General features: G+C 69.4%; 18 protein-coding genes. 10 read left to right on the top strand and 8 right to left on the bottom strand.

Translation table 11 applies throughout. The features are described 5' to 3' along the window. Positions 1 to 32: 32 nt before the first annotated feature. Positions 33 to 932 carry an alpha/beta fold hydrolase gene (locus ACIBI5_RS27045; protein WP_397251382.1) on the bottom strand — a complete coding sequence of 300 codons (900 nt, stop codon included), beginning with the start codon at positions 930 to 932 and terminating at the stop codon, positions 33 to 35. A gap of 251 nt (positions 933 to 1,183) precedes the next feature. Between ACIBI5_RS27045 and ACIBI5_RS27050 the strand changes: the two genes are divergently transcribed. Continuing rightward, on the top strand, positions 1,184 to 1,513 hold the full coding sequence (locus ACIBI5_RS27050) for a hypothetical protein (RefSeq protein WP_397251384.1): 330 nt from the start codon (positions 1,184 to 1,186) through the stop codon (positions 1,511 to 1,513). Positions 1,514 to 1,704: 191 nt separating this feature from the next. Continuing rightward, a complete protein-coding gene (locus ACIBI5_RS27055) occupies positions 1,705 to 2,163 on the top strand; it encodes a hypothetical protein (RefSeq protein WP_397251386.1) in 459 nt (152 codons plus the stop codon). Positions 2,164 to 2,279: 116 nt separating this feature from the next. Here the strand turns inward: ACIBI5_RS27055 and ACIBI5_RS27060 are convergent, their stop codons facing one another. After that, positions 2,280 to 3,176, bottom strand: a complete 897-nt coding sequence (locus tag ACIBI5_RS27060) for a Ku protein (protein ID WP_397251388.1) — start codon at positions 3,174 to 3,176, stop codon at positions 2,280 to 2,282. 82 nt (positions 3,177 to 3,258) lie between these two features. Here ACIBI5_RS27060 and ligD (ACIBI5_RS27065) point away from each other — a divergent pair, with 82 nt between their 5' ends. From ligD (ACIBI5_RS27065) to ACIBI5_RS27085, 5 genes are all read left to right on the top strand, one after another. Continuing rightward, positions 3,259 to 4,140 (top strand): non-homologous end-joining DNA ligase, encoded by an 882-nt coding sequence (gene ligD / locus ACIBI5_RS27065; RefSeq protein WP_397251390.1) that lies wholly within the window; start codon positions 3,259 to 3,261, stop codon positions 4,138 to 4,140. Next, complete coding sequence (ligD, locus tag ACIBI5_RS27070; protein ID WP_397251392.1) at positions 4,137 to 5,009, top strand: non-homologous end-joining DNA ligase; 873 nt, start codon at positions 4,137 to 4,139, stop codon at positions 5,007 to 5,009. Before ligD (ACIBI5_RS27065) ends, ligD (ACIBI5_RS27070) begins: the two co-directional genes overlap by 4 nt. A 50-nt stretch (positions 5,010 to 5,059) precedes the next feature. After that, the gene (locus tag ACIBI5_RS27075; RefSeq protein WP_397251394.1) at positions 5,060 to 5,269 is read left to right on the top strand and encodes a hypothetical protein; all 210 of its coding nucleotides are present in this window, start codon (positions 5,060 to 5,062) and stop codon (positions 5,267 to 5,269) included. Between the two features lie 75 nt (positions 5,270 to 5,344). Beyond that, positions 5,345 to 5,965, top strand: coding sequence for a TetR/AcrR family transcriptional regulator (locus ACIBI5_RS27080; RefSeq protein WP_184967972.1), 621 nt, complete (start codon positions 5,345 to 5,347; stop codon positions 5,963 to 5,965). 124 nt (positions 5,966 to 6,089) lie between these two features. Then, positions 6,090 to 6,320, top strand: a complete 231-nt coding sequence (locus tag ACIBI5_RS27085) for a DUF3107 domain-containing protein (protein ID WP_379610535.1) — start codon at positions 6,090 to 6,092, stop codon at positions 6,318 to 6,320. 283 nt (positions 6,321 to 6,603) lie between these two features. On the opposite strand, the gene ACIBI5_RS27090 is transcribed toward ACIBI5_RS27085, so the two are convergent. Then, positions 6,604 to 7,248, bottom strand: a complete 645-nt coding sequence (locus ACIBI5_RS27090) for a ferritin-like fold-containing protein (RefSeq protein ID WP_397251396.1) — start codon at positions 7,246 to 7,248, stop codon at positions 6,604 to 6,606. Between the two features lie 333 nt (positions 7,249 to 7,581). Here ACIBI5_RS27090 and ACIBI5_RS27095 point away from each other — a divergent pair, with 333 nt between their 5' ends. From ACIBI5_RS27095 to ACIBI5_RS27105, 3 genes are all read left to right on the top strand, one after another. Next, positions 7,582 to 9,387, top strand: coding sequence for a DEAD/DEAH box helicase (locus tag ACIBI5_RS27095; protein WP_397251398.1), 1,806 nt, complete (start codon positions 7,582 to 7,584; stop codon positions 9,385 to 9,387). A gap of 430 nt (positions 9,388 to 9,817) precedes the next feature. Then, entirely contained in the window at positions 9,818 to 10,690 is an 873-nt protein-coding gene (locus tag ACIBI5_RS27100; protein ID WP_397251400.1) for an alpha/beta fold hydrolase, read from the top strand. A 30-nt stretch (positions 10,691 to 10,720) separates the two neighbouring features. After that, positions 10,721 to 11,617 (top strand): oxygenase MpaB family protein, encoded by an 897-nt coding sequence (locus ACIBI5_RS27105; RefSeq protein ID WP_397251402.1) that lies wholly within the window; start codon positions 10,721 to 10,723, stop codon positions 11,615 to 11,617. Here ACIBI5_RS27105 and pqqE read toward each other — a convergent pair. The 5 genes from pqqE to ACIBI5_RS27130 are packed head-to-tail and all read right to left on the bottom strand — an operon-like array spanning position 11,577 to position 14,780. Then, the gene (pqqE, locus tag ACIBI5_RS27110) at positions 11,577 to 12,899 is read right to left on the bottom strand and encodes a pyrroloquinoline quinone biosynthesis protein PqqE (RefSeq protein ID WP_397251404.1); all 1,323 of its coding nucleotides are present in this window, start codon (positions 12,897 to 12,899) and stop codon (positions 11,577 to 11,579) included. The genes ACIBI5_RS27105 and pqqE overlap by 41 nt on opposite strands. After that, positions 12,887 to 13,129 (bottom strand): pyrroloquinoline quinone biosynthesis peptide chaperone PqqD, encoded by a 243-nt coding sequence (gene pqqD / locus ACIBI5_RS27115; RefSeq protein WP_184967959.1) that lies wholly within the window; start codon positions 13,127 to 13,129, stop codon positions 12,887 to 12,889. The genes pqqE and pqqD overlap by 13 nt, the downstream gene beginning before the upstream one ends. Further along, positions 13,126 to 13,797 carry a pyrroloquinoline-quinone synthase PqqC gene (pqqC, locus tag ACIBI5_RS27120; RefSeq protein ID WP_397251406.1) on the bottom strand — a complete coding sequence of 224 codons (672 nt, stop codon included), beginning with the start codon at positions 13,795 to 13,797 and terminating at the stop codon, positions 13,126 to 13,128. Before pqqC ends, pqqD begins: the two co-directional genes overlap by 4 nt. Then, positions 13,794 to 14,615: a pyrroloquinoline quinone biosynthesis protein PqqB gene (gene pqqB, locus ACIBI5_RS27125; protein ID WP_397251408.1), complete on the bottom strand. Its 822-nt coding sequence runs from the start codon at positions 14,613 to 14,615 to the stop codon at positions 13,794 to 13,796. Before pqqB ends, pqqC begins: the two co-directional genes overlap by 4 nt. A 9-nt stretch (positions 14,616 to 14,624) precedes the next feature. Then, positions 14,625 to 14,780 (bottom strand): pyrroloquinoline quinone precursor peptide PqqA, encoded by a 156-nt coding sequence (locus ACIBI5_RS27130; RefSeq protein ID WP_184967953.1) that lies wholly within the window; start codon positions 14,778 to 14,780, stop codon positions 14,625 to 14,627. Between the last annotated feature and the right edge of the window lie 105 nt (positions 14,781 to 14,885).

Consider the following 14,885-nt stretch of genomic DNA (forward strand, 5'->3'; position numbering starts at 1 on the left):
CCCGTTTCGGGGTTCTTATCTCTCGTAGAAACCTAGCTGGCGAGTGGGGCATTCCCCAATCGCGTCTCACCGATCAGACGACGCGCCTCCGCGGCCACGACGTCGGGCCGCTCCATCTGCGCGACGTGCCCGACGCGCGGCAGCAGGACCATCCTGACCTGCCTGAACGTACGGCAGGCCTTCGCGGCCATCGCGGGACGGACGAGCCGGTCGAGTTTGCCGTAGATGACCAGGGTGGGCGCGGTGACGCGGGCCGCCTGGTTCCAGAGGTTGTCGGCGCCGCGGCGGAAGTACTCGGCGACGATGCCGCGGGCCGAGCCGATCATCGAGCGGGCGGTGTGCGAGAGGCCGTCTCTGCGGCGCAGTTCCTCGACCGCCTCGCTGAGCCGGTCGGGGTGGACCCTGCCAGCGTCGGCCCAGACCATCGCGACCGAGGCGCTGACCCGCTGGGCCGCGGGGACGAGCGTGAGCTTGCCCGCCACCCACTCTCCGATCCGGGGCGTGGCGGCGGCTGCCACGCGGGCGGGGCCGTACCTCGGCAGGAGGTCGGGGAGCGCGGGTGAGACGAGGGTGAGCGAGCGGACCAGGTCGGGGCGGAGGGCGGCGACGCGGACGGCGACGGCGCCGCCGAGTGAGTTGCCGAACAGGTGCGCGGGTCCGACCTCTTCGAGCAGGCCGATGACGGCGCGGGCGTGGGCGTCGACGGAGTAGTCGCCGTCGGCCGGGGCCGGGGAGTAGCCGGCGCCGGGCAGGTCGAGCGCGTAGCCGGTGACGATGTCCTTGAGCTCGTCCATGAGGTCGGTCCAGTTGGTGGCCGAACCCGCCAGCCCATGGACGAACACGGCCTTGTCCGGCGCCCCTTCGGGGGTCGAGCGGACGTACACCGGGCCGACCATGCGTCCCGGCCAGTGCGGAATCGGCTGCTGGTTCACGCAAACGCCCCTTCCCTCGGCCCTTCCACGTTAGCCGCCCGCCCCGAGTGCATGCCACCAATCATGACATTTACGGATAAAACTGCACATACAGTTAAAAACAAGTCGAACTCACATAAATAGAGAATAAAAGGCATAGATTGCCGTTTATGGGCATGAATGGCTGGAAATCCTGGCAGCAGGATGCCCAACAAGGTCGCGTCATCTCTGCGGCCCGGGCACACGAGTGCAGACCAACAGGGGGAAGCACGATGTCCAAGTTCAAATCCACGCTCGCGGCGGCGGCGCTCGCGACCGCCCTCGCCGGCGGCACGCTCGCCCTCGGAGCGGTGACCACCACCAGCGCCGCCAGCGCGGCCGTCAGCGTCACGACCGCCAAGTCCAAGTTCCACCGCTGCTGGCTCAACGGCAGGAAGTGCTCGTACAAGCTGGAGAGCCACAAGCCGACCGCCCGCTTCTTCGCCGGCCACTGGCGGGCGAACAAGAAGTTCTGCCCCGGCAAGAAGTACAAGAAGGGCGGCGCCGGCCTCTGCGCCAAGGGCCACACGAAGCACTTCCCGAAGAACAAGTGGCTCCAGTAGCGCCGCCGCCTTAAGGAGGCCGGCGTAGGACAGGCCGCGGAACCCCGAGGTTCCGCGGCCTCGTCATGCCCTCTGCCTCCGCCGACGTATGCCGACATATCCCCACGGGCCCACCCGAGCGTTTTCTGCACACCTACCCAAATCGGGACATAGCGTGAGAAGACGTATCAATAAATGCAATCTCAGGGTTTATGAGTGGCAAAACCATCCCGGCCACAGTTTATGATCATGAATGGTCGGAAATTCTGACAACCAGGATGGCTCTAGAAGTAAGAACCATCCCGGGCATTAGCCAGATAAAACCGGCAGAGTGCCTGAAGTTGCAAGAGACCGTCAAGGGGAAGCACATCATGTCCACAGTCAAGAGGATGCTCACGGCCGCTGCGCTCAGCACCGCCCTTGCGGGCGGCGTCCTGGGCCTCGGATCGACCACCGCCGCGAACGCCAGCGCTTCCAGCGCCGGCATCAGCGCCAGCGCCTCCAGCGTCGGCTTCTCGGAGTGGCGCGGTCGCTGCCTCTTCGCCGGCCCCGCGGGCGCCATTCGTCGAGGCCACTACGTCAACAAGGCACACCTCAACTTCAAGCACTGGCGGGGCTGGAGGGTCCACCGCGAGCGCGGCTGCGTTCGCACGCGGCACTTCGTCTGGTAACGAAAGCCACCCGCAAGAGAAAAAAAGGGGGCCCCAGGAAATGGGGCCCCCTCCCAACATGTGTGTGGAGACAAATGTTTCCAGCCTGGCGACGGAGCGGCGGAGAAAAGCGGCGCTCAGGCGGATTTCCTGGATTTCCGTTTGCGCGCGGCTTTCTCCGCCTCCTCCTTCTCGTCCTTCCCGGACGAGGCGGACGAGGCGGTGGATGCGGCCTTCTTGGGCTTGGCGGGCTCGCCCCGCTCGCGCTTGGCGGCCTCGACGCTGGCCCGCAGGGCGGCCATGAGGTCCACGGCGGGCCCGGCCTCCTCCTCGCCACCCGGAGGCGCGATGACCTCCTTGCCCGCGACCTTCGCCTCGATCACCTGCTGCAGCGCTTCGCGGTAGGTGTCGTGGTACTCGGTCGGGTCGAAGTCCGCCTCCATCGTGGTGATGAGCGACTCGGCCATCTTGAGCTCCTGCGGCCGTACGTCGATGTCCTCTTCGAGGAAACCGAAGTCGGGCGTACGGATCTCGTCGGGCCAGAGCATCGTCTCCAGCACGAACACCCCGTCGCGCACCCGCAGCGTGGCCAGCGACTCACGCTGGCGCAGCGCCACCTTGACCACCGCCACCTGCCCGGAACTCTCCAGCGCGGTGCGCAGCAGCACGTACGGCTTGCCGCCCTGCCCGTCGGGCTCCAGGTAGTAGGACTTGGCGAAGTAGATCGGGTCGATCTGGTCGGCCGGCGCGAACTGCAGCACGTCGATCCGCCGCGAGGTGGTCAGCGGCAGGTCCTCGAAGTCCTCGTCGGTGAGCACGACGATCTCGCCCGTCGCCAGTTCGTACCCCTTGGCGATGTCGGAGTAGGCCACTTCCTCACCGTCGATCGTGCACACGCGCTTGTAGCGGATCCGGCCGCCGTCCTCGCGGTGCACCTGGTGGAAGGTGACGTCCTTCTGCTCGGTCGCGGAGTAGAGCTTCACCGGGATCGTGACCAGCCCAAACGAGATCGCACCTTTCCATATGGCGCGCATGGGCACTCCTCATCGATAGCAGGGCTCACCGTATGGGCACATACCCGTCATGGGCCAACCAATGCCATACCCGGTCGAACCTATGCTCGCCATGGCCGGGGATCTTCCCGCTGAACGCGAGCTGTATGGGCTCGAGGTCAAGTGGGACGGCATCCGGGCGCTCATCCACCTCGACGGCGGCCTGCGGGTCTCCGGCCGGCACGGCGCCGAGTACACCCGCCGCTACCCCGAGATCTCCTCCTACGGCCTGCGCGGCGTCATCATCGACGGCGAGGTCGTCGCCCTCGACCACCGGGGGCTGCCCAGCTTCGAACGCCTCCAGCGGCGCATGCACCTCACCGATCCCGAGCCCAGGATGCTGGAGCTCTACCCGGTGACGTACATGCCCTTCGACCTGCTCTACCTGGACGGCACGCCGCTGTTCGACCTGCCCTACCGCGACCGGCGGGCGCTGCTGGACGAACTGGACGTCGGGGCGCCGCCGTACTTCCCCGGAGACTCCGACCTGCTCAGCGCCACGCACGAGCAGGGCCTTGAGGGGGTCGTCGCCAAGCGGCTCGACTCGCCCTACCGGCCGGGCGTGCGCACGCCGTGGTGGGTCAAGGTCAAGAACCTGAGCACGCGCGAGGTCGTCGTCGGCGGCTGGAAGCCCGGCAAGGGCCGCCGGGCGGGCGGGATCGGCTCGCTGCTCATGGGCGTGTTCACCGGGGAGGGGCTCACCTACGTGGGACATGTCGGGACCGGGTTCACCGAGGCCACGCTGGACGAGCTCCTCGCGATGCTGCGGCCGCTGGAGATCGCGCGCAGCCCGTTCGTCAATCCGGTCCCGTGGCGCAATCACTGGGTTAGACCCGATCTGGTCGGGGAGGTCGCCTACACGATGGTGACCGATGAGATACGGCTGCGGCACCCGGTCTGGCGGGGACTGCGACCGGACAAGATACCCGCGGAGGTACAGCTGTGAGCTCCAAGACGCCCGTGCGGGTGGACGGGCGCGAGCTCGTCCTGAGCAACCTCGGCAAGGTGCTCTACCCCGAGGTCGGCTTCACCAAGGCCGAGGTCATCGACTACTACTCGCGGGTCGCCCCCGTCCTGCTCCCGCACCTGGAAGGCCGCCCGCTCACCGTCAAGCGCTACCCGAACGGCGTGGACGGCAAGTACTTCTTCGAGAAGAACGCCCCCAGCCACGTCCCCGACTGGCTCAGGCGCGTCACCGTGCCCGTCCCCGGCAGCAGCATGAACCGCGACACCATCGACTTCGCCGTCATCGAGGACCTGCCCAGCCTCGTCTACTACGCCAACCTGGCCGCGCTCGAACTCCACGTGCCCCAGTGGCGCGTGACCGAGGACGGCGAGGCCATCGACCCCGACACCCTCGTCTTCGACCTCGACCCTGGCCCGCCTGCCACGATCGTCGAATGCTGTCAGGTGGCGCTCATGCTGCGCGAGGTGCTCGCCGCCGACGGCCTCACCGCCCGTCCCAAGACCAGCGGAAACAAGGGCATGCAGTTGTACGCCGCGTGGGACGGCAGGCAGGAGCCCTCCGCCTACGCCAAGGATCTGGCCAGGCTCCTGGAGAAGGAGGCGCCCAAGCTCGTGGTCAGCGTGATGACCAGGAAGGCCAGGCCCGGCAAGGTCTTCATCGACTGGAGCCAGAACAACCCGGCCAAGACCACCGTCGCGCCGTACTCCCTGCGCGCCAGGCAGCGCCCGACGGTCTCGACACCGCTGCTGTGGCCGGAGGTCGAAGCCTGCGAGAGGCCGGACGACCTGGTGTTCACCTCCGCCGACGTACTCGCCCGCGTGGAGGAACATGGCGACCTTTTCACCTGAGCGTAGGCTGGATCCGTCCACACAGAAAAAGGGGACCTGAGATGTCGGAGATGGACGTACGTGGGGACGACCTCCCCTTCGACGAGGATGACGAGCTTTCGCCCGAGGCGCCGGAGGCCGACGCCGCCGAACAGCGCCGCCGGCTGCGCGACGAGGCGGGGAACGACCGGCGTAGCGAGTACCCGATCGACGTCGACCCGGGCGACGCCGCCGAGCAGGACCGCGTCGTCACCTACGACGATGACGACGACTATCGCTGACGCCCGCGCCCGCGGGGCGGTTACCCGCACGTAGGATGTCCCAACCCGGATGTTCGAAGACCACTGGAGACGCGCGTGACCGCTACCCCGGACGCCAAGCCCCGGGGCACCCGGCTGCCCCGACTCGCCCGCCGCCGGCAGCTGCTCAGCGCCGCGCAGGAAGTGTTCGTCGAGAACGGCTACCACGCGGCCGCCATGGACGAGATCGCCGACCGGGCGGGCGTCAGCAAGCCGGTGCTCTACCAGCACTTCCCCGGCAAGCTGGAGCTCTACCTGGCGCTGCTCGACCTCCACGTCGACGACATGGTGGGCCGCTGCCGCGAGGCCCTGGCCTCCACCCACGAGAACAAACTGCGCGTGCAGGCCACCTTCAGCGCCTTCTTCGACTTCGTCTCCAGCCAGGGTGAGGCGTTCCGGCTGGTCTTCGAGTCCGACCTGCGCAACGTGGCGCCGGTCCGCCAGCGGGTGGAGCGCTCGCTGCGCGAGTGCGCGGAGATGGTCAGCGCCGTGATCCAGGAGGACACGGGCTGCTCCAGCGAGGAGGCGCACCTGCTGGGCGTCGGCCTGGTGGGCATGGCCGAGGTCAGCGCCCGCTACTGGGTGACCACCCACGGCTCGATCCCCAAGGACGCCGCCGAGCAGCTGATGGCGCGGCTGGCCTGGCGGGGAATCAGCGGCTTCCCCCGCACGACGTAGGACTCCCCGTACGGCGTGGAGTTTTCCGCGTACGGCGTAACCCGTTCGCTGGACGCGATTACCCGCGTTTCCGTGGAGCGGAGCGACGACGATGGACCCAGGCCCGTCGAAAGGGAGCACCACGATGGAAGTCAAGATCGGCGTACGTTCCGTACACCGTGAGATCGTTGTCGAAACCGACCTCACCGCCGAACAGGTGGAAGACGAGATCAGAAACGCCCTGGCCGCCGAGCGTGGCGTCTTCGCCCTCACCGACGCGAAGGGCAGGCGCGTCATAGTCCCCGTGGCCGCCCTCGGCTTCGTCGAGATCGGCGAGGACGAGCAGCGCCCGGTCGGCTTCGGCGGCACGCTCTAGCCGGTCGGCCTCCGCTGATCCCCACGGGGCGTCCGTGTGGGGGGCGGCTCACCGCCTCCCACACGTCACGGGCAGCGCCATCGGCACCAGCGGCCGCGCCGTCGCGGCAGGGGCGCATGTCGTAGGTCCACAGCGGGGCACTGGGCACTTTGACGGCGCATCACGGGTCGTGCGGTCCAGCGGTTCTGCGCGCATCTGGTCAAGCAACTGCCGTAGCGGCGCGTGGCCCTCATGACCGCACGGTACAACCGTTTCGTACCCTCGCGCCGCCCTAAGCGCAGGATCAGATTCCGAGCGCGGCCATCCGCTTGCCGTGTTGCTCGGTCAGGCGGGCGAAAAGGCGGGAGATCTCCGCCTGGTCGTCGGCCACGGCCTCGACGAGCAGCTGTGCCAGCTCCGGACGGGCCGCGGCCACCCGCTGGCCCTGGCTGAGAGCCTCGCCGACCAGGCGACGGGCCCACAGGGCGAGCTTGCCGGCGACCGACGGATCGGCCGCGACGGCGGCGCGAACCCGCTCGACGGCGAACTCCGAACGCTCCTGGTCGGCGACGACCTCGTCGACCAGCCGGGCGATCGAGGGATCCAGGTGGCGGGCGGCCTCGCGGTAGAAGTCCAGGGCGATGCCGGTGCCCACGTACGCCTTGACCAGCGCCTCCAGCCAGTCACCCGGCCGGGTCTGGGTGTGCCAGCCGTCCAGGGCCTCGACGAAGGGCGACATGGCCAGGTCGGGGTCGGCGCCGAGTTCGATGAGCTTGTCGCGGACGAGCTGGAAGTGTCCGAACTCGGACACGGCGAGCTCGCTCAGCCCGGCCCGGTCGCTCAGTGTCGGTGCGAACTGCCCGGCATCTTCGGTGAGTTGCAGGAAGGCGCTCAACTCCGCATAGGCCAGTACACCAAGGAGATCCGCGACACCAAGGGACTCATTCATGAAAGGCAGCGTACTTCGGGAACATCCGCAAACTCGGCCAGCGTTGTGGTATCGAGTACACTGCTCTGTGAAAGTGCGACCGCACTGTGTGAATTCGGGGGGTTCTCTCCCGATGCTCCCCGCTCCCCGGGCCTGCGGTCGCGATGACGCGAGAGGGCTGGCTCTACCGCGAGGACCCTGGTTACTGAACTGACCCGCTGGTCCCGGCAGGCCCGCCTTCATTTGAGACTGAGGCAGGCCACGCTGACGACTTTCCGAGACCTCGGAGTCACACCAGAGATCGCTGATGCGCTCGAGACCGAGGGCATCATCCAACCGTTCCCGATTCAGGAGATGGCGCTCCCGCTCGCACTGAGCGGCCAGGACGTCATCGGCCAGGCCCGTACGGGCACCGGCAAGACCTACGCGTTCGGCATCGCGATGCTGCAGAGCATCGGCAAGCCGCGCAAGAACCGCAAGAAGCCGCGCGGCCTCGTCGTCGTGCCCACCCGCGAGCTGGCCATCCAGGTCAGCGAGGACCTCGTGACCGCCGCGGGCAAGCTCGGCTCCCGCGTGCTCACCGTGTACGGCGGGCGCGCGTACGAGCCGCAGATCGAGGCCCTGAAGGCCGGCGTCGACGTCATCGTCGGCACCCCCGGCCGTCTGCTCGACCTGGTCAAGCAGAAGCACCTCGACCTCAGCCAGATCGGCTCGCTGGTCCTGGACGAGGCCGACCGCATGCTCGACCTGGGCTTCCTGCCCGACATCGAGCGCATCTTCAAGCTGATCCCGGACGAGCGGCAGACGATGCTGTTCTCCGCGACCATGCCCGGCGAGATCGTCGCCTTGTCGCGCAAGTACCTCAACCGGCCCACCCACGTCCGCGCCGAGCACGACTCGGGCGAGGGCGAGACCACGCCGCAGGTACGCCAGCTCGTCTGGCGCGTGCACCGCATGGACAAGATCGAGATCGTCGCCCGCCTGCTGCAGGCGGACGGCCGCGGTCTGACCATGGTCTTCTGTGAGACCAAGCGCGCCTGCGACATGGTCGCCGAGCAGCTCGACACCCGCGGCTTCGCGGTGGCGGCCGTGCACGGCGACCTGGGCCAGGGCCAGCGCGAGCAGGCGCTGCGCGCCTTCCGCAACGGCAAGATCGACGTCCTGGTGGCCACCGACGTGGCCGCGCGGGGCATCGACATCGACGACGTCACCCACGTGGTCAACTACGACGCCCCCACCGACGACAAGACCTACGTCCACCGCGTCGGCCGTACCGGCCGCGCGGGCAAGACGGGTACCTCGGTCACGTTCGTCGAGTGGGAGGAGCTGACCCGCTGGAAGATGATCAACAACATGCTCGGACTCGACTTCGCCGAGCCCGAGGAGTCCTACTCCACCTCGCCCCACGTCTTCACCGAGCTGAGCATCCCCGAGGGCACCAAGGGCGTGCTGCCCCACGCCAGCCGCTCCCGGGCCGGCCTCGCGGCCGAGCAGCTCGAAGACCTGGGCGAGATCGGGAAGTCCCGCCTCAGAAGCCGTCGCAAGGACGAGCGTGACGGCCGCAAGGACGAGCGCGAAGAGCGCCCGCCTCGCGCGCCGCGCCAGCGCCGTCGCACGCGTGCCGGCCGTTCCGCCGAGGAGACCACCGAGGTCGCGGAGACCGTGGAGACTGTGCAGATCGTGGAGGGCGAGAGCATGGACAGGCGCCGCCGGCCGCGCAGGAGCGAGGAGACTCCGGCCATCATCTCTCACGACGAGATCGCCGCCGTGGCCGCCGAGCCGGTCGCCGGTGACGTACTCGCCGAGGTGGAGGAGGCCGTCAGGCCCGCTCGCCGTACCCGCTCCCGTGGGGGCGCGGCCGAGGCCATCGGCAGCGCGCTCACCCAGGCCCGCCCCGTCGTGGAGCAGGCGCAAGAGCCCGAGCCGGAGCCCGAGCGGGCACCGGAGCGCGCGCCCGAGCGCGTGCAGGAGGTCCGTGTGGAGCACGAGCGCATCATCCCGCCCAACCCGTTCACGGTGATCTTCCAGTCACCCGACCTGGCCACGGACGACGACGACATCGCCCCGTCCGCGGCCTCGGAGCGCCAGGCCCAGCGCCGTGGCAACCGCTCCCCGCGTGGTGGAAGTGGTGGCGGCGGCAACCGTCGCCGGGCAGGCTAGCCACCCCGCCGATCGCAGGCGCGCGTCCTTCCGGGACGCGCGCCTTTTTCGTTCCGGTACGGCTTGCGCCGCCTGTAAGAACCGCCCCGCTTGGCGTGACGCGGGCTCGGCCGTGTCACCGACGCCGGCGGCCGGCCGGGAGCGGCGATCGCGATGGGCGGTGAGCAGCTCGTCGTCTCCGAGGAGCACGGGCAGGCGCTCGCGCCGTTCCGCCTGGGGCCAGGCGCGGAAGCCGGCGTTCGTGGCGCGGAACCACATGCACCAGCAGCCGCCGTACGCGCCGTTGGGGCCGAAGACGCTCTCCACGTCCGCCCACGAGTCCGCGGGCCGGATCTCAACCTTGCTCATACCTCACAACTCCCCAGAACTCGCACCGCCGTACCTGGTTAGCCGGTGTTGTCGCCTTGACCTCTGGGTATTGTTGCCCCACGTGAGTACGCCGCGATTCCTGAACCTGCCGCCTGGCGTCGCCCCGCAGCGCATCGAGACGCCGCTGGGCGCGTTCGCGGTCCTGGAGGCGCTGCCGGTGAGCGGCGTCGTGGAGCGCTGGCCGGCGCTGCTGGTGCCGGGGCTGACCGGGAGCAAGGAAGACTTCATCGCGGTCATGCAGACGCTGGCGCAGTCGGGCCGCCGGGTGCTGGCGATCGACCTTCGCGGGCAGTACGAGACGCCGGGCCCCGACGACCCCGAGGCCTACACCTGCGGCGCGCTCGGCGCCGACGTGGACGCGATCGCGCAGGTGGTCGGCCATGGCGAGCCGGTCCACCTGGTCGGCCACTCCTTCGGCGGGCTGGTGGCGCGCGAGGCGGTGATCGACGGGCGGACCAAGTTCGCCTCGTTCACGCTCATGAGCTCGGGCCCCTCGGCGATCACCGGGCAGCGCGCCCACAACGGCCGCAAGATCATGAAGGAGCTTCCCGAGCACGGCCTCGAACACATCTGGCACACCAGGATCGAACCCGAGGCGCTGGCCAACGGCGTTCCCGACGAGATCGTGGCGTTCCTGCGCAAGCGGCTGCTGGCCAACTCGCCGACGGGCCTGGCACGGATGGCCGAGGAGGTGCTGACCATGCACGACCGCACCGAGGAACTACGCCAGATCGAGGTGCCGACCCTCGTGCTGTTCGGCGAGCACGACGACGGCTGGCCAGCCGACATTCAGCGTCACATGGCGGCCCGGCTCGGCGCGGAGCGCATGGTGGTGCCCGGCGCGGTCCACTCCCCCTCCGTGGAGGCCCCGGAGACGACCGCGCAGGCGCTCGTGCGGTTCTGGAACGCCGCCGAGTCGGCATCTTGGACATAGGATCCAATGCCATGTAATTATCTACTTACTATGGCGAGCATCGAAGAGATCGTCGTCCAGCGGCCGCAGAGCGCCACCTGGCAGGTCCACCTCGACCGGTGCATGTGGGTGGGCGGCGTACGCGGGCTCATGCTCCAGGCGCTCCACCCGCTGGCCATGCGCGGCGTCTGGCAGAACTCCAACTTCCAGGACGACCCCTTCGGCCGCCTGCGCCGCACCGCGGACTTCGTCGGCCGCACCACGTTCGGCACTCCGGCCGAGGCCGACGCGATCGGCCGCCGTGTGCGCGACATCCACCGCTCACTGCGCATCACCGACGAGGGTCGCACGCACCGCGTGGACGACCCCGAGTTGCTGCTCTGGGTGCACTGCGCGGAGGTCTCGTCCTACCTGGAGGTGGTACGGCGGGGCGGCCTCGCCCTCACCGACCGCCAAGCCGACCAGTACCTCCACGAGCAGCGCAAGAGCGCCACCTACGTCGGCCTGCACCCGGAGGACGTGCCCGGCTCGCAGGCGGAGATGGCCGCCTACTTCAAGGAGATCCGCCCCAAGTTGCGCGTGATCGAGGAGTCGGCCGCCACCGTACGCTTCCTGCTGTGGCCCCGGCTGCCCAAGGAGATGCGGATGCTCTCGCCGGGCAAGCCGGTCTACTTCCCCTTCGGCGCCCTGTGCTACTACACGCTGCCGTCGTGGGCGCGGAGCATGTACCGCGCGCTGCCCGAGGCGCCGCGGGCGGCGGTGACCGCGGGGCTGCGGGCGTTCAGCCTGGCGATGAACGCGTTGCCGGAGCCGGTGCACGACCGCGCGTTCATGCCGTCGACCCGGCGGATGCTGCACGCCTCGCGCGACCGGCTCGGCGTGCTCGGCTACGACGTCCGCAAGGGGCTCAAGGGCCTGACGGATCCGCGGCGCTGGGCGGCCGCTTGAGCTCCCGGTAGACGAACGGCTGCTCCCTGGCGGTCAGCCGGGTGATCAGATGGTGGTCGGGCGAGAGCCGGCAGGCCGGGTCGGTCTTGGCGGCGTCGCCGGTCAGCGCGTACGTCTGGCAGCGGCAGCCGCCGAAGTCGAGCTCCTTGCGCGGGCAGCTCGCGCACGGCTCTGCCATCCAGGCGGTGCCGCGGTAGGCGTTGAACGCGGCGGAGCGCTCCCAGATCCAGCCCAGGGCATGCTCGCGGACGTTGGGCAGGTCGAGCGGCAGATCATAGGCGGCGGGACAGGGCAGAACCCGCCCGTCGGGCGCCACGGTGATCGAGATGGCACCCCACCCGCCCATGCAAGGCTTGGGCACCCCGTCGAAGTAATCCGGAACAACCCAGATCAACTCAACACCCGTCTTTTCCCGATATTTCGTGACTATCGACTCAGCGCGGGAAAGCTGCTCTCTTGTCGGCAGGAGCGCCTCCCTGTTGAGTAACCCCCACCCGTAGAACTGTGTGTTGGCCAGCTCGATCCGCTCCGCGCCCCAGGCGATGCCCAGCTCGATCAGGTCCTCGATCCGGTCGAGGTTGTGCCGGTGCAGCACCACGTTGACGCCCAGAGGCAGCCCCGCCTCCACCACGGCCGCCGCCGCCAGCTCCTTGGCCATGAAGCTCCGCCGCCCCGCGATCCGGTCGGACTCCTCTGGTTGAGCCGCCTGCACCGACAGCTGCACGCTGTGCAGACCGGCCTCGGCCAGCTCCGCCACCCGCCGCCCCGCCAGCCCGACACCGCTGGTGACCAGCTGAGTGAACACCCCGGCCCCGCGCGCCACCCCGACGATCTCCACCAGGTCCCGTCGCAGCAGCGGCTCGCCACCGGACAGGTGCGCGTGCACCACCCCCAGGGCCGCGGCCTCCTCGAACACCCGGGCCCACTCCCCGGTCTCCAGCTCCGCCGCCCTGGCCACCAGCTCGGTGGGGTTGGAACAGTACGGACACCGCAACGGACACCCATGGGTCAGCTCCGCCAGCATTGCCCAGGGCGGCGCCACCTTCTTCGGGCTCGAAGCCGGCGCGGGCGGGACCGAGACAGCCGGGCGGGAGGCGGACGGTACAGAGGCGGCTGGGCCGGGGAGCGGCGGGGCGGTGGTGGATGGGCCGGGGAGGGGCGGGGCGGTGGTGGATGCGCCGGGGGCGGGCGGGACCGAGGCAGCGGGGCCGGGAGCGGGCGAGGCAGAGGCAGCCGGGCCAGGCGCGGGAGGGATGGGGGCGGGCCGGGTCATTGGAGCCATCCCTCGGCGTGCACCCTGTCCAGGAACTCGGTCACGTCCTCCCCCGCCTCCACAGGAAACTCCGCGACGATCTCCGCCACGGTCCGCTTGCCGTCGCACAGGCCGACGATCTCGGCCGCCTCGTCGTTCAGGACCACGATCCGTTCGGGCACGATGAGCAGTTCGGCCTGCCGTACCGGACAATGGCGCAGCATGGCCGAGCGGGACAGGGCGGGGCGCCAGTCGGTCATCGGTAGGCTCCGTCCACCGCGTCCAGCAGCGCCCACAGGACGTCGCACTTGAAGCGCAGCGCCGCCACCGCCTTCTCCTCGTCCGTACGGCTCCGCGCCCAGCCGAGCACCAGTGCCAGAGCTTCTCCGCTGTCCTGGCGGCCCTGCTGGACGCGGATCTGGAAGTAGCGAAGGCCCTCGGCGTCGATCCAGGGGTAGTGCTTCTCGAAGGCGGCGATCCTGGTGCGCATCAGGTCGGGGGCGAACAGTTCGGTCAACGACGCGGCGACCGCCTCCAGCAGGGTGCCGTGGCGGCACAGGTTGACGTAGCCGTCGACGGCGAGCCGTACCCCGGGAAGGACGCCTTCCCCCGACAGCAGCTCCTTGCGGTCGAGTCCGGCCGCTTCGCCCAGACGGAGCCAGCGTTCGATCCCGCCTTCGCCGGGGGCCCTGCCGTCGTGGTCCTGAATACGGCGCAGCCACGTGCGGCGCAGGTCCGAGGTGGGCAGCTTGGCGAGGATGTGGGCGTCTTTGACGGGGATGTGGCGCTGGTAGTGGAAGCGGTTCAGGATCCAGCCGCGCAGCTCCTCCCGGGACAGCTCGCCCGCGTGCATCCGCAGGTTGAACGGGTGCAGGTGGTGGTAGCGCTGCTCGGGCACCGCCCGGAGCTCGGCCTCGAAGGAGTTCACAGCTCGATCACCATTCCGTCGGCTGCCACCTCGACGCCCAGCTCGGCCAGCACCTTGTGGTGGAGCGCGTCCGGGTCGACGAGGGGGTTGGTGTTGTTGAGATGGGTGTACAGGCAGCGGCCGGGCAGCGCGGCGAGGCGTTCCATGGTGTCCTCGATCGGGAGGTGCCCCATGCCGGTCGCCGTCCTGCTGGATATGCCGGTACGGCGCGGCTCCTCGTCGTCCCAGAACGTACCATCGATGATCACGCAGTCGGCGGCCCTGAACGCGGTGTCCAGCTCCGGTGTCCACACTCCCATGGCGGGCGCGTACACGACGTTCGACCTGCCGTCGGTGAACCTCAGTGCCGAGACCCACGCGCCGTCCGTTTCCTCGGCGGCGGCGTAGCGGGGGCGTTTGGCGGAGACCGGGATCGGTTCGGCGATCGTGTCCATGGGGTGCCAGCGGATGGGCGCGTACGGGCGCAGGATCTCCTCGAACGGGCGCAGCGCCCGCCGTACCGGGAGAGTGGCGGCGACGTCCAGGGAGGCGGCCTCGCGCAGCCGCAGGAGCCCGAGGGTGTGGTCGAGCTCGGCGTCGGTGAGCACCACGAGCGGCGCGTGGCCGCGGTCGGGCGCCGACCAGGGGCAGTCCTCGATCTGCGCGGCGATGTCCGGCGTGGCGTTGACGACGGCGGCACGGCCGGGGAGCTGGACGGCCAGGCTGGCGTGACGGCGGCGCCAGGCGGGGTGTGCGCGTGCCCCGGCGCAACCGGGACACGCGCAGTTCCACTGGGGTACGCCGCCGCCCGCGGCGGTGCCGAGCACCTGCAGGCGCATGGCGTCCGGTTACCTGGTGGCGAGGAAGTAAGCGGACATCTCCATCGACGCCTCGACGACCTGGTAGTCGGGCTTGTGCCAGGTGGTCTCCTCGCCGCGGGTGCGGACCTTCTTGGAGTGGGTCCTCGGCGGCTGCTTCTTGCCGGGGTCCTTGGGCTGAGCCATGTGCACCTGCCTTCCGTGCGAAACGGGGGGGTTACCCACGATCTGACTTCGGCAGAGGCGTTCCGTCAATCCCTGTGATCGGATCTATCGCCCGAAATTTCCCCC

Source organism: Nonomuraea sp. NPDC050540 (genome assembly GCF_044457485.1).
Lineage (GTDB): Bacteria > Actinomycetota > Actinomycetes > Streptosporangiales > Streptosporangiaceae > Nonomuraea.

What these genes read in the sequence shown, in the direction of transcription:
- pqqB (WP_397251408.1), bottom strand. Translation starts at nt 14,615, where the DNA reads ATGCGCCTGCAGGTGCTCGGCACCGCCGCGGGCGGCGGCGTACCCCAG.
- ACIBI5_RS27105 (WP_397251402.1), top strand. Translation starts at nt 10,721, where the DNA reads ATGGCGAGCATCGAAGAGATCGTCGTCCAGCGGCCGCAGAGCGCCACC.
- ACIBI5_RS27130 (WP_184967953.1), bottom strand. Translation starts at nt 14,780, where the DNA reads ATGGCTCAGCCCAAGGACCCCGGCAAGAAGCAGCCGCCGAGGACCCAC.
- ligD (WP_397251390.1), top strand. Translation starts at nt 3,259, where the DNA reads ATGCTCGCCATGGCCGGGGATCTTCCCGCTGAACGCGAGCTGTATGGG.
- ACIBI5_RS27050 (WP_397251384.1), top strand. Translation starts at nt 1,184, where the DNA reads ATGTCCAAGTTCAAATCCACGCTCGCGGCGGCGGCGCTCGCGACCGCC.
- ACIBI5_RS27060 (WP_397251388.1), bottom strand. Translation starts at nt 3,176, where the DNA reads ATGCGCGCCATATGGAAAGGTGCGATCTCGTTTGGGCTGGTCACGATC.
- ACIBI5_RS27095 (WP_397251398.1), top strand. Translation starts at nt 7,582, where the DNA reads ATGGCGCTCCCGCTCGCACTGAGCGGCCAGGACGTCATCGGCCAGGCC.
- ACIBI5_RS27075 (WP_397251394.1), top strand. Translation starts at nt 5,060, where the DNA reads ATGGACGTACGTGGGGACGACCTCCCCTTCGACGAGGATGACGAGCTT.
- ACIBI5_RS27090 (WP_397251396.1), bottom strand. Translation starts at nt 7,248, where the DNA reads ATGAATGAGTCCCTTGGTGTCGCGGATCTCCTTGGTGTACTGGCCTAT.
- ACIBI5_RS27085 (WP_379610535.1), top strand. Translation starts at nt 6,090, where the DNA reads ATGGAAGTCAAGATCGGCGTACGTTCCGTACACCGTGAGATCGTTGTC.
- pqqD (WP_184967959.1), bottom strand. Translation starts at nt 13,129, where the DNA reads ATGACCGACTGGCGCCCCGCCCTGTCCCGCTCGGCCATGCTGCGCCAT.
- pqqE (WP_397251404.1), bottom strand. Translation starts at nt 12,899, where the DNA reads ATGGCTCCAATGACCCGGCCCGCCCCCATCCCTCCCGCGCCTGGCCCG.
- ACIBI5_RS27055 (WP_397251386.1), top strand. Translation starts at nt 1,705, where the DNA reads ATGAGTGGCAAAACCATCCCGGCCACAGTTTATGATCATGAATGGTCG.